The 26641-nt window shown below is 43.0% G+C and carries 22 protein-coding genes and 5 tRNA genes; 21 read left to right on the top strand and 6 right to left on the bottom strand.

The window, feature by feature from the left end:
• From X919_RS0106950 to rpoC, 18 genes are all read left to right on the top strand, one after another.
• Nucleotides 1-569: STM3941 family protein (locus tag X919_RS0106950; RefSeq protein ID WP_028899531.1), on the top strand; the 569-nt coding region annotated here is incomplete at its 5' end.
• Nucleotides 570-771: 202 nt separating this feature from the next.
• On the top strand, nt 772-963 hold the full coding sequence (gene rpsU / locus X919_RS0106945; protein WP_028899530.1) for a 30S ribosomal protein S21: 192 nt from the start codon (nt 772-774) through the stop codon (nt 961-963).
• 84 nt (nt 964-1047) lie between these two features.
• The gene (locus tag X919_RS0106940; protein WP_036917533.1) at nt 1048-1926 is read left to right on the top strand and encodes a tyrosine-type recombinase/integrase; all 879 of its coding nucleotides are present in this window, start codon (nt 1048-1050) and stop codon (nt 1924-1926) included.
• 19 nt (nt 1927-1945) lie between these two features.
• Nucleotides 1946-2245 carry a ribosome hibernation-promoting factor, HPF/YfiA family gene (gene hpf, locus X919_RS0106935; protein ID WP_028899528.1) on the top strand — a complete coding sequence of 100 codons (300 nt, stop codon included), beginning with the start codon at nt 1946-1948 and terminating at the stop codon, nt 2243-2245.
• Between the two features lie 100 nt (nt 2246-2345).
• Nucleotides 2346-2419: transfer RNA gene (locus X919_RS0106930), tRNA-Thr, on the top strand.
• A gap of 41 nt (nt 2420-2460) precedes the next feature.
• Nucleotides 2461-2542, top strand: a tRNA-Tyr gene (locus X919_RS0106925).
• Between the two features lie 19 nt (nt 2543-2561).
• A tRNA-Gly gene (locus tag X919_RS0106920) sits at nt 2562-2634 on the top strand.
• 11 nt (nt 2635-2645) lie between these two features.
• A tRNA-Thr gene (locus tag X919_RS0106915) sits at nt 2646-2717 on the top strand.
• Between the two features lie 81 nt (nt 2718-2798).
• The gene (gene tuf, locus X919_RS0106910) at nt 2799-3995 is read left to right on the top strand and encodes an elongation factor Tu (protein WP_004380789.1); all 1197 of its coding nucleotides are present in this window, start codon (nt 2799-2801) and stop codon (nt 3993-3995) included.
• A gap of 56 nt (nt 3996-4051) precedes the next feature.
• A tRNA-Trp gene (locus X919_RS0106905) sits at nt 4052-4124 on the top strand.
• Nucleotides 4125-4140: 16 nt separating this feature from the next.
• On the top strand, nt 4141-4332 hold the full coding sequence (secE, locus tag X919_RS16045; protein WP_078805735.1) for a preprotein translocase subunit SecE: 192 nt from the start codon (nt 4141-4143) through the stop codon (nt 4330-4332).
• Between the two features lie 13 nt (nt 4333-4345).
• Nucleotides 4346-4891 carry a transcription termination/antitermination protein NusG gene (nusG, locus tag X919_RS0106900; protein WP_028899527.1) on the top strand — a complete coding sequence of 182 codons (546 nt, stop codon included), beginning with the start codon at nt 4346-4348 and terminating at the stop codon, nt 4889-4891.
• 62 nt (nt 4892-4953) lie between these two features.
• The gene (gene rplK / locus X919_RS0106895; protein WP_028899526.1) at nt 4954-5394 is read left to right on the top strand and encodes a 50S ribosomal protein L11; all 441 of its coding nucleotides are present in this window, start codon (nt 4954-4956) and stop codon (nt 5392-5394) included.
• Nucleotides 5395-5415: 21 nt separating this feature from the next.
• Nucleotides 5416-6108: a 50S ribosomal protein L1 gene (gene rplA / locus X919_RS0106890; protein ID WP_004380792.1), complete on the top strand. Its 693-nt coding sequence runs from the start codon at nt 5416-5418 to the stop codon at nt 6106-6108.
• A 17-nt stretch (nt 6109-6125) separates the two neighbouring features.
• Nucleotides 6126-6644, top strand: coding sequence for a 50S ribosomal protein L10 (gene rplJ, locus X919_RS0106885; RefSeq protein WP_028899525.1), 519 nt, complete (start codon nt 6126-6128; stop codon nt 6642-6644).
• 74 nt (nt 6645-6718) lie between these two features.
• Nucleotides 6719-7096, top strand: coding sequence for a 50S ribosomal protein L7/L12 (gene rplL / locus X919_RS0106880; RefSeq protein WP_004373941.1), 378 nt, complete (start codon nt 6719-6721; stop codon nt 7094-7096).
• Between the two features lie 144 nt (nt 7097-7240).
• Nucleotides 7241-11050, top strand: coding sequence for a DNA-directed RNA polymerase subunit beta (rpoB, locus tag X919_RS0106875; protein ID WP_028899524.1), 3810 nt, complete (start codon nt 7241-7243; stop codon nt 11048-11050).
• A gap of 25 nt (nt 11051-11075) precedes the next feature.
• A complete protein-coding gene (gene rpoC / locus X919_RS0106870) occupies nt 11076-15395 on the top strand; it encodes a DNA-directed RNA polymerase subunit beta' (protein ID WP_028899523.1) in 4320 nt (1439 codons plus the stop codon).
• A gap of 147 nt (nt 15396-15542) precedes the next feature.
• Here the strand turns inward: rpoC and X919_RS0106865 are convergent, their stop codons facing one another.
• A complete protein-coding gene (locus tag X919_RS0106865) occupies nt 15543-15827 on the bottom strand; it encodes a putative quinol monooxygenase (RefSeq protein WP_028899522.1) in 285 nt (94 codons plus the stop codon).
• A 311-nt stretch (nt 15828-16138) separates the two neighbouring features.
• On the opposite strand from X919_RS0106865, the gene X919_RS16575 reads away from it, so the two are divergent.
• Nucleotides 16139-16279 carry a hypothetical protein gene (locus X919_RS16575; protein WP_155949694.1) on the top strand — a complete coding sequence of 47 codons (141 nt, stop codon included), beginning with the start codon at nt 16139-16141 and terminating at the stop codon, nt 16277-16279.
• A gap of 93 nt (nt 16280-16372) precedes the next feature.
• Here the strand turns inward: X919_RS16575 and X919_RS15055 are convergent, their stop codons facing one another.
• Genes X919_RS15055 through X919_RS0106835 form a run of 5 tightly spaced genes read right to left on the bottom strand, consistent with a single transcriptional unit; the run spans nt 16373 to nt 24595 of the window.
• On the bottom strand, nt 16373-17470 hold the full coding sequence (locus X919_RS15055) for a BACON domain-containing protein (protein WP_051502459.1): 1098 nt from the start codon (nt 17468-17470) through the stop codon (nt 16373-16375).
• Between the two features lie 19 nt (nt 17471-17489).
• The gene (locus X919_RS0106850; protein WP_028899521.1) at nt 17490-18761 is read right to left on the bottom strand and encodes a DUF4302 domain-containing protein; all 1272 of its coding nucleotides are present in this window, start codon (nt 18759-18761) and stop codon (nt 17490-17492) included.
• Nucleotides 18762-18774: 13 nt separating this feature from the next.
• On the bottom strand, nt 18775-19659 hold the full coding sequence (locus X919_RS0106845) for a zinc-binding metallopeptidase (protein ID WP_028899520.1): 885 nt from the start codon (nt 19657-19659) through the stop codon (nt 18775-18777).
• 20 nt (nt 19660-19679) lie between these two features.
• Nucleotides 19680-21248, bottom strand: a complete 1569-nt coding sequence (locus tag X919_RS0106840) for a RagB/SusD family nutrient uptake outer membrane protein (RefSeq protein WP_028899519.1) — start codon at nt 21246-21248, stop codon at nt 19680-19682.
• Between the two features lie 20 nt (nt 21249-21268).
• Nucleotides 21269-24595: a SusC/RagA family TonB-linked outer membrane protein gene (locus X919_RS0106835; protein WP_028899518.1), complete on the bottom strand. Its 3327-nt coding sequence runs from the start codon at nt 24593-24595 to the stop codon at nt 21269-21271.
• Between the two features lie 700 nt (nt 24596-25295).
• On the opposite strand from X919_RS0106835, the gene X919_RS0106830 reads away from it, so the two are divergent.
• Entirely contained in the window at nt 25296-25520 is a 225-nt protein-coding gene (locus X919_RS0106830) for a phosphopantetheine-binding protein (RefSeq protein WP_028899517.1), read from the top strand.
• Nucleotides 25521-25817: 297 nt separating this feature from the next.
• Nucleotides 25818-26531 carry a hypothetical protein gene (locus tag X919_RS0106825; protein ID WP_028899516.1) on the top strand — a complete coding sequence of 238 codons (714 nt, stop codon included), beginning with the start codon at nt 25818-25820 and terminating at the stop codon, nt 26529-26531.
• The last annotated feature ends 110 nt before the right edge of the window (nt 26532-26641 follow it).

The following is a 26641-nucleotide window of genomic DNA, read 5'->3' as shown; positions in this document are numbered from 1 at the left end:
TCAAAAATATTTATTCTTCTAAGAGTGTATGGGTGAGAATTGAGTGGATGGTAGGTTTTGCAGAGGTCTCGATTTATCGGTCGTTGCAGAAAAATGTTTTACTGTTATTGTTATGCGATGCATGTGCGGGTATAGGTGTTTATCTGCTGATAATTGGTGTTGATGCACTCCTTGCGTGGGGAAATATCGTGCTGTTTGGTGGCGGTGGTTTGTATTTAATCTACCTTTTGGTGCGTGAGCGCTTGGGTGACCATCCTTATTTGGTCATTTCAGACGACGGGGTAGCGGTAGATGGGCAGCGCGTTTGGGCTGTTCGCTTTGCCGATGTTGAGGCTTTTACGTTGGTTGGTGTGAGTAAATCGGTGCAAATTGCAGTGAAATATAAACCCGACGTAAGGGTGAAAAAGTTGGAAGCAACGCATGCCATCGGGAAAGCTTTTCGGCGAATGAATGAAGAGTTGATTGGTGCGCAAGAGAGCTTTCCGGTGGATAATCTCGAGATGAAGCCGCAAGCCATTCTTGATTTGCTGAATAAGCGATTAGAAAGTGTGCAGCACCAGGCTATATAATAAGGTGAAGAGGTAAGCGATGAGGACTCGTCTTCTCGTGATTAACGATGGGATAACTAAAAGAAAATCAGTAATTTGTTTGGGACTTTCTTGAAAACTTTGTAATTTTGCAGCCGCTTGTAGTGGGCGAATTGGCTCTCGTTGGAGGGTAAATGCTTGACTATGAGTGAAATATAAATCAATTAATAAATTTAAAAGAAACATGATTATTGTACCCGTAAAAGATGGTGAAAACATCGAAAGAGCTTTAAAAAAGTTCAAGAGAAAATTCGAAAAGACAGGTGTTGTTAAAGAGCTTCGTTCTCGTCAGCAATATAACAAGCCTTCTGTTTTGAAGCGTCTCAAGATGGAACACGCCGTTTACGTACAGAAATTGCGTACTGACGAGGAGTAAAATCTCGTTAAAAATTTGGTAGTCTAATTTTATTTCTGTAAGTTCGTTGCTGAAAACGGATTAGAAGGTAGTAGCGCATTGCAGATGATAGATCAATTCTTGGCGTATTTAAGCTATGAACGTAATCGCTCTTTAGCGACTGTTTCGAGCTATAGAAAGGATTTAGAAGCCTTTCAGAAATTCTTCCAAGCGATGGAATCTTCTCTGTCATGGGCTAATATTGATGCTGATTTGGTGAGAGATTGGATGGCTGAGATGATGAATGAAGGCCATCGTGCAACATCGATTAATCGGCGACTGAGTGCCTTGCGCTCCTTTTATCGGTTTGCTATAGCGAGAAAGTTGGTGACAAGTGATCCTGTTCATGGGATTGTTGGTCCAAAAAAAGATAAACCTCTTCCACAATTTTTGAAAGAAAAAGAGATGGATGAGTTGTTGCAAGAATCGTTGTGGACTGATAGTTATGAGGATGTTCGTGATCGAACAATAATCATGACGTTCTATGAAACAGGGATGCGTTTAGCTGAATTGATGGGGCTTTGTGATGAGGATGTCGACTTGATTAAAGGACAACTCAAGGTTACAGGGAAACGTAATAAGCAGCGCTTAATACCTTTTGGAGCAGAGTTGTCACAGGCGTTGCAGCGATATGTTGAAGTGCGTGACGCGCAAGTGGTGAAGCATTCGCCGATGTTGTTTCTTTCGAATGATGGGCAACAGATGAAGGCTGAGGCTATTCGATACCGCGTTAAGAAGCATCTTTCGCAGGTAAGCACTTTGAAAAAGCGTACGCCACATGTGTTACGTCATACCTTTGCTACAGCGATGTTAAATCATAAAGCTGGCATAGAGGGTGTAAAGAAATTGTTGGGGCATGAAAGTTTGTCTACAACAGAGATTTATACACATACAACTTTTGAGCAACTAAGACGTGAATATTTAAACGCCCATCCACGGGCATAACCTTTAAAATAGACGTATTATGGAGATTAAAATTCAGTCAATTCATTTTGACACTACCGAGAAGTTAGAAACTTTTATTGAGAAGAAAATTTCTAAGTTGGAGAAGTCCTATGAGGATATACAGAAAGTAGAGGTGCAATTGAAAGTCGTAAAGCCTGCCACTGCGCTCAATAAGGAAACCAGTATCACGGTTTATGTGCCGGGGCAGCGTTTCTTTGTAGAAAAAACCTGTGACACCTTTGAAGAGGGGGTTGATTTGGTTGTGGACGCAATGAAAGTGCAACTTACGAAGCATAAGGAGAAAAATAGGAATCGTTGAAAAAAATATTCAAAAGTTTTGGCGATTAAAAAATAAGTAGTATCTTTGCAGCCGTTTTACAATGGGTTCTTTGCCGACCTGCAAACGGCTGCAAGAATTTGCCTCTTTAGCTCAGTTGGCCAGAGCACGTGATTTGTAATCTCGGGGTCGTTGGTTCGAATCCGACAAGAGGCTCAACATAGAGCGTTTGTTCTTTGATAGTAAATGAATAATATGGGTGGTTACCAGAGTGGCCAAATGGGGCAGACTGTAAATCTGCTGGCGATGCCTTCGGTGGTTCGAATCCATCACCACCCACAACCTAAAAGGTTGTTTTGCGGAAATAGCTCAGTTGATAGAGCACTAGCCTTCCAAGCTGGGGGTCGCGGGTTTGAGCCCCGTTTTCCGCTCAAAGGGGAACGCTGTAATAGCTCAGTGGTAGAGCACTTCCTTGGTAAGGAAGAGGTCCTGAGTTCAACTCTCAGTTACAGCTCTACTCAGAGCTTATCTTTGGATACAGCGAGAAACTAAAAACGATTATAAAATACATTTATATAAATAAAAAAAGAAAGCTATGGCTAAGGAAGAATTCGTACGTACCAAACCGCACGTTAACATTGGTACAATTGGTCACGTTGACCACGGTAAGACAACTTTGACTGCTGCTATCTCTAAAGTTCTTCACGAGAAGGGCTTCGGTGCACAGGAAATCAAGTCTTTCGATCAGATTGATAACGCTCCTGAAGAAAAAGAGCGTGGTATCACAATCAACTCTGCTCACATTGAATATGAAACGGCTAATCGCCACTATGCACACGTAGACTGTCCGGGTCACGCTGACTATGTCAAGAACATGGTTACTGGTGCTGCTCAGATGGATGGTGCTATCTTGGTAGTTGCTGCTACTGATGGTCCTATGCCTCAGACACGTGAACACGTGCTTTTGGCTCGTCAGGTAAACGTACCTCGCTTGGTTGTATTCTTGAACAAGTGTGATATGGTTGACGATGAGGAGATGTTGGATCTCGTTGAAATGGAGGTTCGCGAAATCCTTGAGCAATATGGTTACGAAGAAGATACTCCTATCATCCGTGGTTCTGCACTCGGTGCTTTGAATGGTGTTGAGAAGTGGGTTGACTCTGTAATGAAGTTGATGGACACTGTTGATACTTGGATTCAAGAGCCAACACGTGAAGTGGATAAACCTTTCTTGATGCCTGTAGAGGATGTGTTCTCTATCACTGGCCGTGGTACTGTTGCTACGGGTCGTATTGAGACGGGTGTTTGTAAGGTTGGTGACGAAGTTCAGTTGCTCGGTCTTGGTGAAGATAAGAAATCTGTTATCACCGGTGTGGAAATGTTCCGTAAGAACTTGGCTGAAGGTCAAGCTGGTGACAACGTAGGTTTGTTGCTCCGCGGTATTGATAAGGCAGAAGTTAAGCGTGGTATGGTAGTTGTGCACCCAGGTGCTATTACTCCTCACGATCACTTTAAAGCTTCTATCTATGTGTTGAAGAAGGAAGAGGGTGGTCGTCATACACCATTCGGTAACAAGTATCGTCCTCAGTTCTATCTCCGTACAATGGACTGTACTGGTGAAATTAAATTGCCAGAAGGTGTTGAAATGGTAATGCCTGGTGACAACGTTGAAATTGAAGTAGATTTGATTTACAAGGTTGCTTTGAATGAAGGCTTACGTTTCGCTATCCGTGAAGGTGGCCGTACAGTAGGTTCTGGTCAGATTACAGCAATCCTTCCTGACCTCAAGTAAATAAAGGTTATATTGCATATACGGGTTTCCGCTACTGCTGTGACGGAAACCTATTTACGGGAATAGCTCAGTTGGTAGAGCATCGGTCTCCAAAACCGAGGGTCGTGGGTTCGAGCCCTGCTTCCCGTGCTAATTAGACAATTGTATGTTTAAAAAGATAGTGAATGCTTGCAAAGCAAGTTACGATGAGCTTTTGCATAAGACTACTTGGCCAACACGTGCCGAGCTGACACACAGCGCAATGGTTGTATTATCTGCTTCCCTTGTCATTGCTGTTGTTGTGTTTGCTATGGACAGTTTGTTCCGGTTCGTGATGAGTACAATCTATCCAAATTAATTTCCAAAGAGAAATGTCAGAAACAGGTAATAAATGGTATGTACTGCGTGCCGTTAGCGGTAAAGAGGCGAAGTTGAAAGAGTATATCGATGCTGAAATAAAGCATAATGAGTTGCTCAGCACACATGTTTCTCAGGTGATTATACCGATGGAGAAGCATGCTTCTTTGCGTGATGGTAAGCGGGTTATCAAGGAAAAAATATCGCTGCCTGGCTATATCTTTGTGGAAGCAAACTTAGTTGGAGACGTTGCACATACCTTGCGCTTTATGCCTAACTGCTTAGGTTTCTTGGGTGGATTAGATAATCCGTCACCCGTTCCACAGTCAGAGATTAATCGTATGTTGGGAACCGCAGAAAATTCTGAGGTAATGGATACGATGAATATCCCTTATGCTGTTGAGGATGCTGTGAAAGTGATTGATGGTCCATTCAGTGGCTTTAGTGGTGTCATTGAAGAGGTAAACTCTGAAAAGCATAAGTTAAAGGTTATGGTTAAGATCTTTGGTCGTAAAACACCATTAGAACTCAGTTTTATGCAAGTTGAGAAGGAAGGTTAATTCTCGTTACGGAGAAGAAGACTTTTCCCTTATAAAAATCAATTTTAATATTAACAAAGAAAATGGCTAAAGAAGTTGCTGGTTTAATCAAATTACAGATTAAGGGTGGCGCTGCGAATCCTTCACCTCCAGTAGGACCTGCTTTGGGTTCTAAGGGTATTAACATTATGGGATTCTGCAAAGAGTTTAACGCCCGCACCCAGGATAAGGCAGGTAAGGTTTTACCTGTTGTTATCACTTACTATACAGATAAGTCATTTAGCTTCATTATTAAAACTCCTCCTGCAGCTGTTCAATTGAAGGATGCAGCGAAGATTAAGACGGCTTCAGCACAGCCCAATCGCCAAAAAGTTGCTTCGGTAACTTGGGAACAAGTGAAGGCTATTGCTGAGGACAAAATGAACGACCTTAATTGTTTTACAATTGAGTCGGCAATGAAGCTGATTGCAGGTACTGCTCGTAGTATGGGTATTACTGTAAAAGGGGACTTCCCTGGTGAATAATTTAAAACTTCAATTAGAAAGATGAGTAAACTGACAAAAAATCAAAAATCAGTAGCTGAGAAGGTTGAAGCAGGGAAGGCATACACATTACAAGAAGCGTCTGAGTTGGTAAAGGAGATTACGACTACTAAGTTTGATGCTTCATTGGATATTGATGTACGTCTCGGTGTTGATCCACGTAAGGCTAACCAGATGGTTCGCGGTGTTGTTTCACTGCCGAATGGTACGGGTAAGACGGTTCGTGTATTGGCACTCTGTACTCCAGATCAGGAGGCTGCCGCAAAGGAAGCTGGTGCTGATTATGTTGGTCTTGACGAATATGTTGAAAAGATCAAAGGTGGTTGGACTGATATTGATGTCATTATTACAATGCCTTCGTGTATGGGTAAGTTAGGACCTTTGGGTCGAGTTCTCGGTCCTCGTGGTTTGATGCCTAACCCAAAGAGTGGTACGGTAACAATGGACGTTGCAAAAGCAGTTAAAGAAGTTAAGCAAGGTAAGATTGACTTTAAGGTTGATAAGGCTGGTATTATCCATACTTCAATCGGTAAGATTTCAATGACACCTGAGCAGATTTTGGGTAATGCTAAAGAATTTATCCAGACTGTTATCAAGTTGAAACCTTCTTCTGCAAAGGGTACATATATCAAGAGTATCTTTATTTCAAGCACTATGAGTAAGGGTATCAAAATTGATCCTAAATCAGTTGAATAACTCTAAAAGTTTGTACAATGAAGAAAGAAGTAAAAGATACTATAATCGTAGAACTTGGACAGAAGTTAAAGGAGTTCCCTCATTTCTATTTAGTAGACCTTACTGGATTGAATGCAGAGGCAACGAGTAATCTTCGTCGCAAGTGTTTCAAGAGCGAAATCAAAATGGTTGTTGTGAAGAATACACTTCTTCATAAGGCTTTTGAAGCTTCGGATGTTGATTTTGCACCTTTATATGGTTGTTTAAAAGGTACAACAGCTGTGATGTTCTCGCAGACAGCAAATGTGCCTGCTAAGCTCCTTAAGGAATATGCAAAGGATGGAGTTCCTTCACTCAAGGCTGCTTATGCTGAGGAAAGCATCTATGTTGGTGCTGATAAACTCGGTGAATTGGTAGCACTCAAGAGCAAGAACGAAGTTATTGCAGAGATTGTTGCTTTGCTACAGTCTCCAGCAAAGAACGTTGTTTCAGCTCTTCAATCAGGCGCAGGCACCTTACATGGTGTGCTCAAGACTTTAGGCGAGCGTCCTGAATAATTAAGATTGAGCGATATTCAATTATAAAGTCATTCATAATTTTCATAATAAGAATAATTAAAATTTAGAATAAAATGGCAGACATTAAAGCTATTGCAGAAGAGTTAGTAAATCTTACTGTTAAGGAAGTAAATGAGTTGGCAACAGTCCTCAAGGACGAGTATGGTATTGAACCTGCTGCAGCAGCTGTTGCTGTAGCTGCTGGTCCTGCTGCAGGTGGTGCAGCTGCAGCAGAAGAGAAGTCTTCTTTTGATGTAGTTCTCGCTGAAGTAGGTGCAACAAAGCTTCAGGTTGTAAAGGCTGTTAAGGAAGCTTGTGGCCTTGGCTTGAAAGAGGCTAAAGACCTTGTAGATGGTGCTCCTTCTACTATTAAGGAAGGTGTAGCTAAGGACGAAGCTGAGAACTTGAAGAAAGTAATCGAAGAGGCTGGTGCTAAAGTTGAGCTGAAGTAATTTCAGACAAAACATTTTAATACACATGGTTAGGATCTTCCAAGTAGGTTGGTCCTAACCATTTTGTGTCTTTTATATAAAATAATTAGTCCTATAGATTGGGATGTATGACTGTTTCTATAGTGGCGAATTAAGAAAGAATATATGACGAAAGTTATTGATAACAGAGTAAATTTTGCCAGTGTGCATAATCCGCTGCCCTATCCTGATTTTCTGGATGTGCAGCTGAAGTCCTTTCGTGACTTCCTACAGTTAGACACTCCGCCTGAGGAACGCAAGAATGATGGTTTATATAAGGTGTTCGCTGAGAACTTCCCTATTACCGATACGAGAAATAATTTCGTTCTTGAGTTCTTAGATTACTATATTGATCCTCCACGTTATTCGATAGACGAATGTTTAGAGCGTGGCTTGACCTATAGTGTGCCTTTGAAGGCTAAGATGAAACTCTACTGTACGGATCCTGATCATGAGGATTTCGGTACGTTCATTCAGGATGTATTCTTGGGAACAATACCCTATATGACACCTAATGGCACCTTTGTTATCAATGGAGCTGAGCGTGTTGTCGTTTCACAGCTGCATCGTTCACCTGGTGTATTCTTTGGACAGGGCGTGCATGCTAATGGGACAGTGCTCTATAGTGCGCGTATTATTCCTTTCAAAGGCTCATGGATTGAGTTTGCTACCGACATCAACAATGTGATGTATGCTTACATCGATCGTAAGAAAAAACTGCCAGTAACAACTTTGTTACGCGCAATGGGGTTTGAGCAAGATAAAGATGTTTTGAAGATTTTTGACCTCGCAGAAGAGGTGAAAGTCAACAAAAAGAACATGAAAGCCGCTATCGGACGTAAGTTAGCTGCACGTGTTCTGAAGAGCTGGAATGAGGACTTTGTCGATGAAGATACGGGCGAAGTAGTATCTATTGAGCGCAACGAGGTGATTATGGAGCGCGAAACAGAGTTGACAGAGGACAATATCGTTGAAATTTTAGATAGCGGGGCTTCTTCTATTCTATTGCATAAGGATGCCGAGTCAGCAAGTAAATACACCATTATCTTCAATACATTGGCGAAAGATCCCAGTAATTCTGAGAAGGAAGCCGTAAACTATATTTATCGTCAGCTGCGTAATGCTGACCCTGCCGATGATGCAAGTGCACGAGAAGTATTCCAGAATCTGTTCTTCTCAGATAAGCGTTACGATTTAGGAGAAGTTGGACGTTATCGCATTAACAAGAAGTTGGGCTTAGATACGGATATGGATACGCGCGTCTTAACACGTGATGATATTATCAAGATTATCCAGTATCTCATTCAGTTGGTAAATTCCAATGCTACGGTTGATGATATTGACCACTTGAGTAATCGTCGTGTTCGTACGGTAGGTGAGCAGTTAGCCAATCAGTTTGCTATCGGATTGGCACGCATGAGCCGTACCATTCGTGAACGTATGAATGTGCGTGACAATGAAGTATTTACGCCTACCGATTTGATTAATGCAAAAACAATTTCAAGTGTTATCAACTCTTTCTTCGGAACCAATCCCTTAAGCCAATTCATGGATCAAACGAATCCTTTGGCAGAGGTTACGCATAAGCGCCGTCTATCAGCTTTAGGACCTGGCGGTTTGTCGCGTGAACGTGCAGGTTTTGAGGTTCGTGACGTACACTATACGCACTATGGTCGACTTTGTCCTATTGAAAGTCCTGAAGGACCAAATATTGGTTTGATATCTTCACTCTGCATTTATGCGAAGATTAACGACCTTGGCTTTATCGTAACACCTTATCGTAAAGTGAAGAAAGGTAAGGTTGATATGAACAATAAGGACATTGTTTATCTGACAGCTGAAGAAGAAGAAGATAAGATTATAGGTCAGGGTAACGCGCCCTTATCTACAGATGGTGCCTTCTTAAAAGACACAGTAAAGTGTCGTCAGGATGCCGATTACCCAGTAGTAACACCCGATTTGGTTGATTTGGTTGATGTTTCGCCACAGCAGATTGCATCCGTTTCAGCTTCTTTGATTCCTTTCTTGGAGCATGATGATGGTCACCGCGCATTGATGGGTTGTAACATGATGCGCCAAGCAGTGCCATTAATTCATAATGATGCGCCGATTGTTGGAACAGGTTTGGAGAAGCAAGTCTGTGAAGACTCACGGACAATGATTACAGCTGAGGGTGATGGTGTGATTGATTATGTAGATGCTACCACCATTCGTATTCTCTATGATCGTACGGAAGAAGAAGAATTTGTAAGCTTCGAGCCTGCATTGAAGGAGTATCGCATTCCCAAGTTCCGTCGTACCAACCAAAATATGACCATCGACCTTCGCCCAATTTGTGATAAAGGTCAACGTGTTAAGGCTGGTGATATCTTGACAGAAGGCTATGCAACCGAGAATGGTGAGTTAGCTTTAGGACGCAACTTGCTGGTAGCTTATATCCCTTGGAAGGGCTATAACTATGAAGATGCTGTTGTCATTTCAGAACGTATGGTTCGTGAAGACGTGCTCACTTCTGTACATGTTGACGAATATTCTTTGGATGTTCGTGAGACTAAGCGTGGTATGGAAGAATTTACTGCCGACATACCCAATGTAAGCGAAGATGCAACACGTGATTTGGATGAGAATGGTGTCATCCGTATTGGTGCGCGTGTAGAACCTGGAGATATCTTAATTGGTAAAATCTCACCGAAGGGTGAGAGTGATCCTTCTCCTGAAGAGAAGTTGCTTCGTGCAATCTTTGGCGATAAAGCAGGTGATGTGAAAGATTCTTCTTTGAAGGCAAACCCATCCTTGAGTGGTATCGTTATTGACAAGAAACTCTTCTCTCGTGCTATTAAGACGCGTGAATCAAAGAAGCAAGATAAGATTCTTTTGGCTAAGATTGATGAAGAGTATGAAGCAAAGAATGACGACTTGAAAGACATCTTGGTTGATAAACTCATGGTACTTATCAAAGATAAGGTGTCACAAGGGGTAAAAGATTATACTGGAGCAGAGATTATCACGCGTGGAAGTAAATTTACGGTTGCCGCATTGAAAAATCTTGAATACGATGGTATTCAGAGCAATAATTGGACCGATGATGCACATGTAAATAGCTTAATTCAGAAGCTCATCATGAACTATATCCGCAAATATAAGTTGCTTGATGCAGAGATGAAGCGTAAGAAGTTTGCTATTTCTATCGGCGATGAACTTCCTTCTGGTATCCTTCAGATGGCAAAAGTTTATATTGCGAAGAAGCGTAAGATACAGGTAGGTGATAAGTTGGCTGGTCGTCACGGAAATAAGGGTATTGTGTCAAAGGTTGTTCGAACAGAAGATATGCCTTTCCTTGCCGATGGTCGCCCTGTAGACTTAGTGCTTAACCCGATGGGTGTGCCTTCGCGTATGAACTTAGGACAGATATTCGAGGCCATACTTGGTGCGGCTGGTCAAAAACTTGGATGTAAGTTCGCAACCCCAATCTTTGATGGTGCGAAGCTCGATGATTTGAAAGAGTGGACCGATAAGGCAGGCCTTCCTAATCTTTGCTCTACCTATATTTATGATGGTGAGACTGGTGAGAAGTTCGATCAGCCAGCAACAGTAGGTATCACTTACTTCTTAAAGCTGGGTCACATGGTTGAAGATAAGATGCATGCACGTTCCATTGGCCCGTATTCGCTCATCACACAGCAACCACTTGGTGGTAAAGCGCAGTTTGGTGGACAGCGTTTCGGAGAGATGGAAGTCTGGGCTATTGAGGCTTTTGGCGCAAGTCATGTACTTCAAGAAATCCTTACTATCAAGTCTGATGATACGGTTGGTCGCAGCAAGGCTTACGAGGCAATTGTCAAAGGTGAGCCTATGCCTAATGCAGGTATCCCAGAGTCGCTCAACGTCTTGTTGCATGAGCTTCGTGGTCTCGGCTTAAGTATCAAATTGGATTAAAGAGAACCCCTAACGAAAGATTAATATGGCTTTTAAAAAAGATACAAAAGTAAAAAATAATTTTACGAAGATTACGATAGGCTTGGCTTCTCCAGAAGAAATCTTGGAGAATTCTTATGGTGAAGTAACCAAGCCCGAAACCATCAATTACCGCACCTATAAGCCCGAGCGCGATGGTCTTTTCTGTGAGCGTATTTTTGGTCCTACGCGTGACTATGAATGTGCTTGCGGAAAATATAAGCGCATTCGCTATAAAGGTATCGTCTGCGATCGCTGTGGTGTTGAGGTGACCGAAAAGAAAGTTCGCCGCGAACGTTCTGGACATATCGAATTGGTTGTGCCTGTAGCACATATTTGGTATTTCCGTTCGTTGCCCAATAAAATCGGCTATCTGTTGGGACTTCCTACGAAAAAGCTTGATGCTGTAGTCTACTATGAAAAGTATATTGTCATCAAACCAGGTGCTATGGAAGGGCGGCAGGATGCTGAAGGCGTAGAATTAAATGGTTCTCACCAATATGATTTGCTGTCAGAAGACGAGTATTTCGATATTCTCGACAACCAAGTTGACCCCAACAATGAATATCTTGATGATACCGATCCTAAGAAGTTCATTGCAAAGATGGGTGCAGAGGCTATCTATGACCTCTTGCGTGACCTTGATTTGGATAGCTTGAGCTATGAGTTGCGCGACCGTGCCAATAACGATGGCAGCCAACAGCGCAAGACAGAAGCTTTGAAACGCTTGCAGGTTGTCGAGTCGTTCCGCGCTTCTAAAGGTATCAATCGCCCAGAATGGATGATTTTAAAGATTATTCCTGTCATTCCTCCCGAGCTTCGTCCATTGGTTCCATTAGATGGTGGACGCTTTGCAACATCAGATTTGAACGATCTTTATCGTCGTGTTATTATCCGTAACAATCGCTTAAAGCGTTTGATGGAAATCAAAGCACCCGAAGTTATTCTGCGCAATGAGAAGCGTATGTTGCAGGAAGCTGTTGACTCTTTGTTTGATAACTCGCGCAAAGCATCGGCTGTTAAGAGCGAAAGCAACCGCCCCTTGAAATCACTTTCCGATTCGTTGAAAGGAAAACAAGGCCGTTTCCGTCAGAACCTTTTAGGGAAGCGTGTCGACTATTCGGCTCGTTCGGTGATTGTTGTCGGTCCAGAATTGAAGATGGGCGAATGTGGTTTGCCCAAGTTGATGGCTGCCGAGCTCTATAAACCCTTCATCATTCGCAAGCTCATTGAGCGCGGTATTGTAAAAACCGTGAAGAGTGCGAAGAAGATTGTCGATCGTCGTGAGCCCGTTATTTGGGACATCCTCGAGAATGTCATGAAGGGACATCCCGTGATGTTAAACCGTGCGCCGACACTTCACCGTTTGGGTATTCAGGCTTTCCAGCCCAAACTCATTGAAGGTAAGGCTATCCAACTCCATCCTTTAGCATGTACGGCCTTCAATGCCGACTTCGATGGTGACCAAATGGCCGTTCACTTGCCTTTGAGTAACGAGGCTATCCTCGAAACGCAAATCTTGATGTTGCAAAGTCACAACATTTTAAATCCTGCGAATGGTGCGCCTATCACGGTGCCTTCACAAGACATGGTGTTGGGTCTTTATTACATCACCAAGCTACGTCCTGGCGCAAAGGGTGAAGGACTTACGTTCTATGGCCCAGAAGAAGCTATCATTGCGCAGAACGAAGGACGTTGCGATTTACATGCAAAAGTAAAGTGTGTAGTGGATGATATCGTCGATGATAAGCCCGTACGCCACATGGTTGAGACCTCTGTTGGCCGCGTTATTGTCAACCAAATTATCCCCGATGAAGTGGGATTCTTTAATGATGTTATCTCGAAGAAGACGCTTCGTGGCATCATCTCCGACGTTATCAAAGGTGTAGGTATGGCACGTGCGTGTGATTTCCTTGATGGCATTAAGAACTTAGGTTATCGCATGGCTTATGTAGCAGGTTTGTCATTCAACCTCGATGATATCATTATTCCTGAAGAGAAGCGTGGTATTGTAGCGAAAGGACAAGCTGAGGTCGACCAAATCCAAGCCAACTACGAAATGGGTTTCATCACCGATACCGAACGTTATAATCAGGTTATTGATGCGTGGACACACGTTAACAACGACCTTGGTAACATCTTGATGAAAGAAATGACCGAAGCTGACCAAGGCTTTAATGCGGTCTACATGATGCTCGACTCAGGAGCCCGTGGTTCTAAAGACCAGATTAAGCAGCTTTCGGGTATGCGTGGGCTGATGGCCAAGCCGCAAAAGGCTGGTGCAGAAGGGCAGCAGATTATCGAAAACCCAATCCTCTCTAACTTTAAGGAGGGTATGTCGGTGCTCGAATACTTCATCTCTTCTCACGGTGCACGTAAAGGTTTGGCCGACACCGCTATGAAAACAGCTGATGCGGGATACCTCACTCGTCGTTTGGTTGACGTTTCGCATGATGTGATTATCACCGAAGAAGATTGTGGAACATTGCGTGGTTTGGAATGTCGCGCACTCAAAAATGGCGATGAAGTCATCTCTACGCTCTATGAACGCATTCTTGGTCGTGTGTCTGTTCACGATGTTATCCATCCCACAACAGGTGAAGTTCTTGTTCGGGCTGGTGATGAAATCACCGAATCTAAGGCTAAAGCTATTGATGAGTCGCCGATTGAGATGGTAGAAATCCGTTCGGTACTCACCTGCGAAAGCAAACACGGCGTCTGCATGAAGTGTTATGGACGCAACTTAGCTACAGCCCGTATGGTGCAGTTGGGTGAAGCCGCTGGTGTCATTGCCGCACAGGCTATTGGTGAGCCTGGTACGCAGTTGACGCTCCGTACCTTCCACGCTGGTGGTGTAGCTGGTAATGCAGCAGCCAACGCAAGCATCGTTGCTAAGAATGATTCTAAAGTCGAATTCGATGAGTTGCGTACCGTTCCGTTTGTCGATGATACCGAGAAGGCTTGTGAAATGGTTGTAAGCCGCTTGGCCGAAGTGCGCTTCGTTGACCCTCATACTGACATTGTTCTCAGCACACTGAATGTGCCTTATGGTTCATCACTCTATTTCAAGAATGGCGACAAGGTGAAGGCTGGTGACTTAGTTGCAAAGTGGGATCCTTTCAATGCCGTTATCGTTTCTGAGTATGCGGGTAAACTTCGTTTCAATGATGTGGTTGAAGGAGTTACCTTCCATGCCGAGACTGACGACACAACAGGTTTGACCGAGAAGATTATTACCGACTCTAAGGATCGCTCAAAGGTGCCTACCTGCGACATTATTGGTTCGAAGGGCGAGGTGCTGGGCACCTATAACTTCCCTGTTGGTGGTCACGTTGTGGTTGAAGATGGCGCAAAAGTGAAAACGGGTACTACGTTGGTTAAGATTCCACGTGCCGTAGGTGGTGCAGGTGATATCACTGGTGGTTTACCTCGTGTCACAGAGTTGTTCGAGGCGCGCAATCCATCTAACCCTGCAGTCGTTTCAGAAATCGATGGTGAGGTGACTATGGGTAAGGTGAAACGTGGTAATCGTGAGATTATTGTTACTTCGAAAACGGGTGACCAAAAGAAATATCTTGTGTCGCTGTCGAAGCAGATTCTTGTGCAAGAGCACGATGCTGTGCGCGCCGGAACACCGCTCTCTGATGGTATTGTTACACCAAGCGACATCCTCGCTATTCAAGGTCCTACCGCCGTGCAGGAATATATTGTCAACGAGGTGCAAGACGTTTACCGCCTTCAGGGTGTGAAAATCAACGATAAGCACTTCGAGATTATCGTGCGTCAGATGATGCGTAAGGTACGTATCGACGATCCAGGCGACACCACTTTCTTGGAACAAGAGATGGTAGACAAGCTCGATTTTGCTGAAGAGAACGACCGTATCTGGGGTAAGAAGGTGGTTGTTGATGCAGGAGACTCACAAGTGCTCAAGCGTGGACAAATCATTTCTGTTCGCAAATTGCGCGATGAGAACTCAGCACTTAAACGTCGTGACTTGAAACTCGTTCAGGTGCGTGATGCAGTGGCTGCTACTTCTACACAGATTTTGCAGGGTATCACACGTGCAGCACTTGGCACAAAGAGTTTCATGAGTGCGGCTTCCTTCCAGGAAACGACGAAGGTGCTCAATGAAGCTGCTATCCGTGGCAAGCAAGATCGCTTAGAAGGCATGAAGGAGAATGTGATTTGTGGTCACCTCATCCCTGCCGGAACGGGCTTGCGTCGTTGGGATAAACTCATCGTGGGTTCTAAAGAAGAGTATGATCGCATGCAAGCCAATCGCAAGAACGTGATTGATTTTGCAGCCCAAGGTAACGAAAGATAAAGTAAATGTGAGCTGTCGACTTGTGGGATGCACGACGTGTGCATCCCTAAGTTGCACAAACGTTATTTAAAGTCATTCATATTAGTCATTAAAAAAGGCCGAAATGCTGGGTAATTCCATGCATTTCGGCCTTTTTTTGATCGCTTTTTATCGATTGAACTGCTCTATATGCAGACCGCCATCGCAGAGTGCTTCTATCTGAGGAACAATACGCTTGAAGTGTTCTGATGCAGCATGCTGTTTCAACACCTCTTCGTTTTCCCAGCTTTCACAAAACATGAATACGCCAGGTTGTGTGGTGCTTTCAAACAAATCATAACCTTTGTTGCCTTTGTCTTGGCGCGATAGCGTTACTAACTCGTCGGCCACAGCCTTTACTTGCGCGGTGGTTACACCCGCTTTCACAGTGAAAAATGCGTTTAATCTAATCATCTCGTTTTTAATTTTAAAATGTTCTCGTGTATGCAAATTTACACAAAACCCTTGACTTTCGCCTACCTTCTTTCAAAAAAGTGTTGCAGATGGGGTTTCAAATAGGCTCATCTTGGGGGCGTAGTGTGCTGCGGGCATAGCGTGTGCCGTGTAGATGTCATGCCATAGATAGTTTGATTTTGGTGGGGATTGTCTTGTCTCAGCGTGCCCTGACCAGCATATATGCGCATGAGGCATATCTGAAAATCTGCGTTCCCAAGATTGGGAACGGGTGAATTTTATTAAAAAGAGCTTTCCCAAAGTTGGGAACGATGAAAAATAGAGAAAATGGTCGTTCCCAAAGTTGGGAAGCCTCAAAAACAAAAAAAATTGCTGTTCCCAAAGTTGGGAACAGCAAAAAATGTCAAATTCAGTTGTTCCCAACATTGGGAACAGAGAAAATTCCTGTGTAAATGGGAGAAAATGCCCATCTTTTGGTAAGCATTAGGCATGAGGAAACCCTTAGATGGTCATCCTCATGCCTATTAAAGCTTAGCCTATAACCATTACCATTGTGTGGAAATAGGCAGGTGTTTTGCGGGTGTTGTAGGTTTAATCTTAATCAAGATTGGACTTCCCCATATCGCCAATGCTCCGAGGTTTTTGTCTTTATCAATCTCAGTACTTTCGAAGGCTTCGATTAACAGTTGGGCAGTGTTGCCGAAACTAAGCATAGTTCCTTCGAATATGGGGTTCATGCGTTGCAGTGCTTCACGATAAGCAAAACGGCCAGTGAGTTGTGCTGACTTCTCCCATGAGGCTTTGTTACCATTATTAGCTACTGATGTGAAGAGCGTATATTGCTGGTAGGTTCCCACTTTGTTGCCGCCTGTGAGCCGCAATCCACATGTTTCAGCATCGTAGATGACGGGGATTTCAAGGCCAAGAGCCGCGAGCTTGAGAGTGAGTTTGTTGCCCGCATGTGCGAGTACTACATCATAGAAATGTGTGGTTTCTACACCATCTTGGTCAGCTTCTCTCACTTGCATCACGTAGTTGCCAACAATATCTCTGTCGAGATCACCCTGAGTAACAAGAATTGAGTCGACTTTTGTTTTTGTTTTCACATAGACAAAGGCCTGACGCACGTGCCCTGTGTTGTTGGGTTGTGTGCTGACAACAACCTTTCCGTCAACATAGCTACTCTGAAGCCAGTCGACTTTGGTTTGTGTTTGTGCACCAAAGGTGCTTTCTATGGGGTAAGAAAGCTGTTTTGCTTCATCATTAAGTCCTACATGTTCGGGGAAGTTAAATTTTACCACGCATCCCAATTGGTCGATATTAACCACTGTAGAGTCTTGTGGAGAGGTTTTAATCACCACCGTTGTGTGACGCGATTCAACAGTTTCATTGGGTTGTGTTGTTACTTCAACCAGGTTACCTTTTGTGGTGATGGTGGCCCAGGGGGCGTTGGCATAGGCGTGTGCCACATTACCTTCGATGGTAATACTATCGGTTCCGCCCACAGCATTAAAGGCCGTTTGTGCACTGAGCACCTTCACGTTGTGTTGCGCAATGTCGTTGGTCACATCGTCATTATTGCAGGCTGTGGTGAGCGCAAGGCATCCCACAGCGAGCATCGTATAGCGTAATAACTTTTTCATACGTCTTATTTTTGTGTGATTAGAATTTTGTCATGTTAGTAATGAATGGAATTCGCCCTTCTCCATTGACAGCAGCGATGGTGGATGTTCCTGTGAAATCGCCAGAAGTATCAAATTTCACACCTACAAATGAGTCGGCATTGAAGCCATCCATCGCTTTGAATTTGAGTTTGAATCCAGTGGCACTCAAGTCTCTTGATAGGATAAATCCTGTTTTAGGAGATTTTGCGAAGCTGCCTCCATCTGCCAAAGCCCATGCGCAAAGCCAGTGAGTTGAACCGTCAGGATCGGTAGCAATGAGTTGCGAGGGGAACTCTAAAGCACCTAAAGCGCGGTTATAATTGAGCACAGCCGTGGCCGTAGGGAAGAGTCCCTGAAGGTGATAATGCTTGCCATCGCCAACAGGTACAAGCGTCACATTCACGGTGCCATTCATGTAAGCGAAGTGATATTGCCCAGCAAAGTCAGCATAATCCACATAGTTCTTTGGTAGAACGACATGGAGTGTAATCGTTTTTCCTGCGCTGTTGGTGCTCGTCAGCTGCATAGCATCTGCGTCATAACTGAATTCGCCATATGATGCCCCGTCGATTTCTACTGGTTTGAGCAACTCAATACCTTTGGTTGTATAATAGAAAGGCATCTCAATGGTTTTGTCTTTATGGGTGATGGTGAGCACACGTTCTTCAGAGAGATTTACTTGTGTAGAATCGTTTCCTGTGGCAACATGTACGAAGGTAGGCACCATGTCACTTGCTATTTGTTTCATGCCTGCAACCTCTTGCTCCCAATCTACATTGTCTTTCAGACGGGTCATCACCATGTTGTTGTTCCACTTCTTACCTTTTAAGAAGATAGAATCATTGGTTGTGCGCAAAATCAAAAATTCATAGTCTTGTTGTGCCCCCTGATCATTATCCATCGTTGGTGTCGATAAGGAATGAAATATCTCGTTAAAGGTGTTGACAGTGAGTACAGGTCCCATATCTTTTATCACATCGTAACTTGAAGTAGACGTGGCTGATGGGGCTGCAATCTCACTGGCTACAGTCACCTTTCCATCTTTGAATTTCATCAGATAGGTGTAGCCTCCACCCAAATTCTCGTCGCCAGTCCAGAGGTGAAGTACCCAACCATTCTTGGCCGACTCTAAGAGTTGTTTGTCGTGTTCAACTGACTTTTCTAAGCGTTGTGCTGCAGGTTCGTCAAAAACTACATCGTCATCGTGTAGACATGAGGTGAGCAATAGCGAAGCCAGCACGGCAGGTAGACAATATTTTAATCTTTTCATTGGTTTCTCTCCTTTACTTTAGTTCATTTAAATTGAGGCTGTTCAACTCTGAAGCGCGGCGAATAACGATGTCACGTAGTTGATCAATGTCTAAATTCCACGACTCTTTCATGTAATTACGCACAATATCAAGCTTAGCTTGAATGAGTGGTGCGCCCTTCTTTCCAGCTGTAGTCATGATCTTTTGCCAGCCCGATGGTGGGGTAGTGACATAAACAGAGAGCATCTCGGCGAAGTCTTCTCGTGCCTCACTCATGGCGTAAGGCGTTACAAAGCCTTGCGTATTGGCCATGCGTTGATTCTTTCTGTACCAGTCGCCACTAATATAACCACTCTCGGTGATGTGTTGGAAGTTCTCGCTATAGGGCTTCTTTTGGTTGAGAATATGCGTGAACTCGTGGTGCATGGTATGGAAATAATATTCATTCATCGTGTCATAATCTGTCAACATCTGGTTGGTTAACTTGTTCACCATGTAAAGTGTTACAATTAAGCCACCCTCAGCAGTGCCGAGAACCATTGTCCCTTGTCCGCTGTTGTAGGCAGGGGAACCGATGAGATGAATAATTCTGGGAACGTTAGCCTTTACAAAATCGGGGCCAACACACTCTGCATAGGCATCAAACCACAAGAATTTGGTGATGATAGCTAACTTAGCTGACTTAGCCGAATCTGCTGGAACAAGGTGGTATTTCATGTCGCTATAGACATCTTCCATCTTGTATTTGAAATCCACATTGTAGGGATAGGTATAGTTAGCTTCCAACCATTTGTCGAAAGGGTCGTTAGCAGTCGTGGTTGTTGGGAAGATAGTGTCGTCTTTTGGATCGTCGTTTGAGCACGAAGTTACGCTCAATGCTACGATAGCGGCGAGTACTAAGCTATATATTTTCTTCATATTCAATTTGTTTATTGAGTTTATTTATTGCGTGGGTTGCCAGGAAGTCCTGCGGTAATCACGTCTTGTGGAATTTGAATGGCACGGCGTGGGTCGTCAACTTTCATCGTATCGGTCACAGCAACTATTCGTGCTCGTGTATTTGACACGCGGCGATAGATAACGATACCATAACGTTTTACATCTTGTAAACGCACGCCTTCACCTAAGGTGAGGATACGACGCAAGTGTAAAATAGCTTGCAACACGGGCTCTTGTGTCGTCGATTCAATTGTAAATGGCGCGTTAAACTTCTTCTTAGGCGTAGGTGCTGTGGGAGTATACTCTTGCAAACCTGCATAGAAGGCTTTAATGCCTGCTAACGTAACACTCATGGTTCCGCCCGACATGGCAGCTACTTCTGTGTTTAAGTCTGCAACGGCTGCCGCATAGTTCCCTTGTAAGGCATAGGCTTCAGCGCGCACCAACAAGGTTTTATCTGTCGTGAAGACAGCATATTCTGTGTGGGGATAGCCCGTACCTGCCTGGATATCGTCATATTCAAACGAATAAGGTATCTTATTGATGAAATATTTCGAGAGGCTGTTGTTACTGAATATCGTGTAACCAAAGTCTGCACTATGCCCCCAAGGGCCATCAGATTGCATGTCTTCAGTCTCTGTTAGTAACTGGCCGTGGGCATATTTTGCAGCATATCCATAAGGGCCTAAATAAAGACCTGCAGGTGAATACACCGTTTGCAAGAACAAGTTAGCAGTGTTCTGTGTGTTGATATACGCATTGGGCGCAATGTCGCCATTAGGCGAAAGTGCATAGAATGCTTTCCAATCGCGTAGTGTCGTTGCAGGATTAGCACCTAAAACACGCGTTGCATAGGCTACAGCTTTATCGTACTTTTGATAGTAGAGGTTGAAAAGAGCTGCAAAAGCATAAGCCGCATTACGATTAAAGTGGAACTTAGGACGCTCGTAATTATCGGTTATCAAAGGCAGAGCCGCCTCTATATCTTGATTGATTTGGTCATAAAAGGCCTTCAATGTTCCTCGTTTATACTTGATGCCGATGGTTGTTTCAGGCTCCAACGGATAGGGTAAACCTAAGAAATCGTTAGCTGTTGTGGCATTATAAGCCATACAGAACGTGTTGGCTAAGTTGAAAGCCGCATAGGCTCTACAAAGTAAAGCCTCGCCTTTTGATGCCTTAGTGGCGGGAGACTCGTCTAATTTGGCAATAGCTTGTAGCGCTGTATTGGCTGTAGCGATGGCCATATAGTGACTATTCCACAGTTCTTGTGGCGACTCATTGTCTGAAACTTCGGTAATATCATCCCAACGATAAGCTTGATCTTGGAACCTACCTGCACTCGTCCAACCTGTATTTTTAAATTCATCTGTGTTGTCAGAATATAGCTCAGCCAGCAAAGCTGGATTGCGATTGGGATAGGCTGAAACTAAGAATTTCTGCACTTTCTTTTCTGTGTTGAGCTCCATTCGATTATCGGGTAGCTTGTCGAGGAAGTCATTACATGCACTGAAACTCAACAGTAGCGTGGCGAATGATGCTGTTATATATAGATTATGAATTTTCATCTTTGTCTGTGTTATAGAAATTATAAACCAAATTTTAATGTCATTGTGAACTGACGAGGTATCGGAGCAGCCACACCTCCAGCATTGATAAACTCAGGATCCTGTCCATTTAATTTCTTATCAGCATAGATAAGGAAGAGGTTTGTGGCCTGAAGTTTCAACGAAAGGTTGTTAAATGGAGTTGCCGATAAAATTGATTTGGGGAAATCATAGCTCAAAGAAATCTCTTTCATGCGGATGAAATCACCCTTCGCAGTGCGCATGCTTGTATAGTTGTAAGCATTGTATGTACGGCGCAAATTAGTGTCAGTGATATAGTCTCTGTAGCTCAAAATTGTTGGAACGGTGGTTGTCCTCTCATCACCCCCTTGTATCCAGCGATTCTTGTACTCCTTGGTCATGGCCGTAAGGTCATTATATTTTGCACTGAAGACAGGGTCAAGGCGCACATAATTGCCGAAAGAATAGGTCAAGAACACATTTAATCGCCAATTTTTCCAGCGCAGTTCGTTTCCGAAGGAACCTGTAACAGTAGGTTCAGTTGGACCTTCATAAATCAGGTAATTATTGTCTCCTCGATTCTGGAAATTCAGATCTGTAGAGGTTAGTACGCCGTTTTCGTTGAGGAATGTCGGGATACCTTTGTCGTTTAACCCTTGGAAAGGCATTGAGAAGATGGAACGATGGGGATAGCCTTCCTTGGTAAATCCACTGCTGGCTTCACCACTAATCAAGTCCATTGTTGTTGCACGACTCATCAAAGATGTTACTTCTGTCGTTACATGTGAGAAAATAACATTCGTTACCCATGAGAAATCACGTTCTTTGATGTTCGTCGTTTGAATTGAAAGTTCTTGTCCATTAGACTTCATGCTGGCTGTGTTGGCATAGCGAATGACCTGCCCGCCTACACCTTGTGTAGCCATAGGACCAATCAAGTCGAAGTTGTTGCGCCAGAAGAGGTCGAAGGTTACGTTGATACGATTCTTCAAAAAGCCTAACTCGGTACCGATATTGAATTCATGTTTCTTCTCATAAGTGAGGTCAGAGTTCTCCAACTCGCTAATCATGATAGCTGCTTCTTTGTCTGAACCAAACACCTTATAGGGTGTGTTCGACTTTAAAATCACGGTGGAGTTTGTATATGTGGCAGGTCCTGGATCGGCAGTCAAGGAATAGGATGTGCGCAGCAAGGCATGAGTGATCACATCTTTAAAGGTTTGATGGAACCAGGGTTCTTCGCTAACATTCCAACTTCCCGAGATGTTCCATGTGGGTAGCCAGCGTGCACTGCGGCTTCTTCCCAAGCGGTTTGTTCCCTCATAGCGATAAGTGCCCGTGAGGTTATAACGCTGTTTGTAGGAATAAGTTGCTGTTCCAAAGAAGGCTGCCGTGCGGTTATGCGTATTACTCAGCGAGTAGTAGTTGGAGTTATCGTCGATAGACTTTTTGAAATACTCATAGATATAAAAAGGTATTTCACCACCATCATACTGCATACCAACACCATTGAAGAAAGTACGTTTGCGGTCTACATTCGACACATCTAATCCTCCTAATACATTCAGCGTGTGGATGCTATTAAACACGTGGTTATAGTTGGCGGTTGCGCGCAAGTCCCAACTTACTTTTTGTAGGTCTGTCTTATGATAGAAACCACCCGATGGGAGCACTGTAATGGGAAGTGCATAGCGGTTTGTTGGATCTTTGTAGAGCAGTTCGTTTGCATCACGTATGATAGCATTATCCATTGCACGATAAGCTTCAGCCTGGTTCGAATGCTCTGTAATCATATGTTCTTGTGTAGAGGTGTCATATTGCATGGCGCCAATCACGGATAATCGCAAATCATTGATGGGCTTATAAGCCAATTCTGCTTGGAATTTCGTGTTTAACACGTTCATGTTCATCTTGTTATTCTCCAATTCATTTAAGATATTGAATGGAGCATAGTTAGCATGGTAGAATGTGTTGGGGTCTAAAGCACGTGATGTGTTCAGTGCATACGAATAGGGGTTGATATCGAAATCGCGCTTCACTTGGCCAGAAACAACATCTACATCTTGTCCTAATGTGCCAGGAGCTTGCTGCTTACGATAGGAGGCTGAAGCCAAAAGAGACAACGATAAGTTCTCCAACAAGTGGTGTGTAGCATTGAAGTTCGCCGTATAGCGTTTCACTTTGGAATCCTTATACCATCCTGGATCCATCATAAACGACATAGAAACATAATAGTTAGATTTTGCCGTTCCCCCACTTAAACTGATGGCATGGTTTTGCATCAGGTTGCTTGAGAAGAGCTTTTTGAACCAGTTTGTATTCCTAAACTCAGCAGCCTGTAGATATGCATTTTGTGCCTTTATGGTGTTGGCCAAACCAAATTGTCCGCTCGTAGCATCATAAGTGTTAATCAATTCATACATTTTCCCATAAACACCATAGTCGCTTCCATTAAGGACATTCGAATAATGCAACCATCCTTTGTCGCGCATCTCTTGATAGATGCCCATCTGTTCTTGAGAATTCAAGATGTTGAATTGTCCATAAGTAGGAATCATACGGCTGGTAAATTCACCCGTATAGTTGAGATGTGCTTGCCCCATACGTCCTTTTTTGGTCGTAACAACAATCACACCACTCATGGCACGAGCACCATAAATAGAGGTTGCCGAACCATCTTTCAAGATTTGAAAGCTTTCAATATCATCGGCATTGAGGCCCGCAATAGCCGAAGAAATCAACGTTTCTGCGTCACCCGAAGATAAGGCGTCAGCGCTAATATCTGTAATATCTTCTTGTACTACGCCGTCAACAACCCATAAAGGCTTTGAATTACCATAAATAGATGTGGCACCACGTACATGAATTTTCGGTGCTGTACCAAAGGTTCCTGATACATTCTGCACGCTTACACCCGCAGAACGCCCCTCTAACGAGCGACTAATGTCGGCCATACCGCCAATCATTGCGTCATTGGCATTGATTTTGTCTGCGGCACCAGTAAACATTCTGCGATCCATGTTCGACACACCTGTCACAACAACCTCTTTTAACGTTTCGTTGTTGGGCGCTAATTGAATCTTCATTCCCGCTTTTGCCGTGAGGGTCTGTGACATCATTCCAATGTAGCTCACGACGATTTTCTTACCTTTTGGTACCGATAAGGTGAACTTTCCGTCGGCATCGGTAACTGTTCCAACTTTTGTGCCCTGCACAATTACCGAAGCACCTATAATAGGTTCTTGGTCATCTGCAGAGACAACGCTCCCCGATACCTGTGTTTGTGCTAATCCGATGCCTATACTGAGCATGAGACCAACAAGCAATAGCATGAATCGTTTTTCCATAAAAATTTTCTCTCTTTAATAAAATGATGAGTAAAAATAAAATGATGTACGCTCGGCCACTGGATAAGTGCTGATTGAAATGATAGCAACTCTTCCAAGTTTCCGCGCGCATTAGTTTAGCATATTTTCTTTTTCTAACATTGGATTTCGAGCGACTCTTTTTAAGCTGTCGATATACATTGCTGTATTCTCAATGTCTATGGAATTAATTTATTTTTTAATTATATCCTTTTGCAAAAGTATATATTTTTTAAAACAAGACCAAAGATTTAATATAGAAAATCACAAAATCCATTATTTTTATTACGAAAACGTATTAAGATGGAATATTTATGTGATAAATTAAAAGTATTAGCAAAACTCCTTCTTGTGTATTCTTAACGAATATAAGTATTTCTTTTCGTTGTAGTATAACCTTTTGTGCATTTTTGTTTAGTGCTTTTTTTATGTGTTAATGAGGTAGGCATTGCCTTTTCTACATTATTATATAGATGCTGTTGGTAAGGGGTATCTTATCTTGCGTTTGTTGTAAACTCGTGGGGAAGCGAAAAATATAAAAAGAGGTGTGGCTATTGATTTTTTAAATTTATGCGATAATATGAGCAGAAACGTGGGAAAATGACTAATTTTGTAGCACTTTACTCCTTTATATAAAGGTGAAGGAACATAAAAATGTATTTTTTTTAAGCAGGGGATTATGATGGAAGAAGAAATTAAGTGCATGATAGAAGAGGCCTTGCCTTTAGTAGATGTTAATGCCGATATGCTCTTTAGTGAGCTTGATTCGTTGGGTGTTACAACGATTTTGATGCTCCTTTCCGAGCATTATCACATTACACTCATGGCAACAGATGCTACGCCCAAAAATTTTCAATCAGTAGCAACGTTGGCAGCCTTGGTGAAAAGCAAACAAGACGAAGCTTAGATAAAGTTTCGTCTTGTTTTTTTGATGTGAGGGTGTGATGGGGCTTTTTTGATATAAAGAATAAAAACGCTAAATATTTTTATCATAAAAAGGTGGCGTTTCTAAATATATTTGTACCTTAGCCACATGAAAACTGCAATGTATGGAAGCTAACGTCATGTAACATGCAGTCGAAACTATTTTTAAAATTAGTCGTCACATATGAAGAAGTTTTTATCGGTTGTATGGATTAGCATACATAAAATGTAAAAAGAGAGTGTTAAGTTAATAAACAATAAGCTTTAAATCATTTGAATTATGCAAAGTTATTTTGTTAAACGTATGAGTTTGTGTTGTGCTGTTGTTGTGAGCCTGTTCGCTCATGCACAAAGTGTTGAAGAGTTATGTAAAGAGCATGTAAGCCATTTGGGTGGGAAAGCAGCCGTTGAAAAAGTAAGAACCATAAAGATGCAACAGGTTACTCCAGAAAAGGTATCACCGACAATGGTTTACACCTATTATGAACCAGGGAAAATTTATTTTCAAAGAAAGCGGTCTCGTGAGTTGACATTAACAACCTGCGCCACATTGAAAGAGGCATGGAACCATAGTTCTTATCCTGTGTCTGAAACGCAAGGTCTTTCTACACAGGCAAAGAAAACGCTCTTGTTGCAGTCAAAGTTCTATGGTCCGCTGTATGATTATGCTGTTCATGGTGACAGCTCAGACGTAGCATCCGTTAGTCTCGGAGGGACTGTTGATGTGGATGGAGTCCCCTGTTATGCTTTAAACGTCGTTTATAAATCAGGAAATAAGGCGCAAGTTGATATCGCAAAGAAAGATTATATGATAAAGCGTATCATTTCTCCGATAGGTGTTCTGAAGTATGGTGATTATCGTACAGTTTCAGGATTAAAGCTACCTTATCATCTTGAGTCTTACACACGACAAGGTTCTATCGTCTTAGATGTGTTCCGTACAGACATCAATAGTACCATTAACCATCAAGAATTGGAACGTCCAAAGCAATAAGAAGAGTGCACATGGAATGTGCATATAGGTCTTTTTAAGATAGGATTCTCATTTTTTTCTATAATCCTTTTCCCCATTTTGATAGCATCCTTGTTGTGATGTGTTATCAA

The organism is Prevotella sp. HJM029, from assembly GCF_000599605.1.
Lineage (GTDB): Bacteria > Bacteroidota > Bacteroidia > Bacteroidales > Bacteroidaceae > Prevotella.
Note: the sequence above shows the minus strand (reverse complement) of the source record. Positions and strands in the feature narration are given on the sequence as shown.

Coding starts and splice junctions, on each gene's coding strand:
- X919_RS0106845 (WP_028899520.1), bottom strand. CDS start 19,659: ATGAAGAAAATATATAGCTTAGTACTCGCCGCTATCGTAGCATTGAGC.
- rpsU (WP_028899530.1), top strand. CDS start 772: ATGATTATTGTACCCGTAAAAGATGGTGAAAACATCGAAAGAGCTTTA.
- hpf (WP_028899528.1), top strand. CDS start 1,946: ATGGAGATTAAAATTCAGTCAATTCATTTTGACACTACCGAGAAGTTA.
- rplA (WP_004380792.1), top strand. CDS start 5,416: ATGAGTAAACTGACAAAAAATCAAAAATCAGTAGCTGAGAAGGTTGAA.
- rpoC (WP_028899523.1), top strand. CDS start 11,076: ATGGCTTTTAAAAAAGATACAAAAGTAAAAAATAATTTTACGAAGATT.
- secE (WP_078805735.1), top strand. CDS start 4,141: ATGTTTAAAAAGATAGTGAATGCTTGCAAAGCAAGTTACGATGAGCTT.
- X919_RS0106830 (WP_028899517.1), top strand. CDS start 25,296: ATGGAAGAAGAAATTAAGTGCATGATAGAAGAGGCCTTGCCTTTAGTA.
- rpoB (WP_028899524.1), top strand. CDS start 7,241: ATGACGAAAGTTATTGATAACAGAGTAAATTTTGCCAGTGTGCATAAT.
- X919_RS0106940 (WP_036917533.1), top strand. CDS start 1,048: ATGATAGATCAATTCTTGGCGTATTTAAGCTATGAACGTAATCGCTCT.
- X919_RS0106825 (WP_028899516.1), top strand. CDS start 25,818: ATGCAAAGTTATTTTGTTAAACGTATGAGTTTGTGTTGTGCTGTTGTT.
- rplK (WP_028899526.1), top strand. CDS start 4,954: ATGGCTAAAGAAGTTGCTGGTTTAATCAAATTACAGATTAAGGGTGGC.
- X919_RS0106865 (WP_028899522.1), bottom strand. CDS start 15,827: ATGATTAGATTAAACGCATTTTTCACTGTGAAAGCGGGTGTAACCACC.
- nusG (WP_028899527.1), top strand. CDS start 4,346: ATGTCAGAAACAGGTAATAAATGGTATGTACTGCGTGCCGTTAGCGGT.
- rplJ (WP_028899525.1), top strand. CDS start 6,126: ATGAAGAAAGAAGTAAAAGATACTATAATCGTAGAACTTGGACAGAAG.
- X919_RS0106835 (WP_028899518.1), bottom strand. CDS start 24,595: ATGGAAAAACGATTCATGCTATTGCTTGTTGGTCTCATGCTCAGTATA.
- X919_RS0106850 (WP_028899521.1), bottom strand. CDS start 18,761: ATGAAAAGATTAAAATATTGTCTACCTGCCGTGCTGGCTTCGCTATTG.
- X919_RS16575 (WP_155949694.1), top strand. CDS start 16,139: ATGAAAAATAGAGAAAATGGTCGTTCCCAAAGTTGGGAAGCCTCAAAA.
- rplL (WP_004373941.1), top strand. CDS start 6,719: ATGGCAGACATTAAAGCTATTGCAGAAGAGTTAGTAAATCTTACTGTT.
- X919_RS15055 (WP_051502459.1), bottom strand. CDS start 17,470: ATGAAAAAGTTATTACGCTATACGATGCTCGCTGTGGGATGCCTTGCG.
- X919_RS0106840 (WP_028899519.1), bottom strand. CDS start 21,248: ATGAAAATTCATAATCTATATATAACAGCATCATTCGCCACGCTACTG.
- tuf (WP_004380789.1), top strand. CDS start 2,799: ATGGCTAAGGAAGAATTCGTACGTACCAAACCGCACGTTAACATTGGT.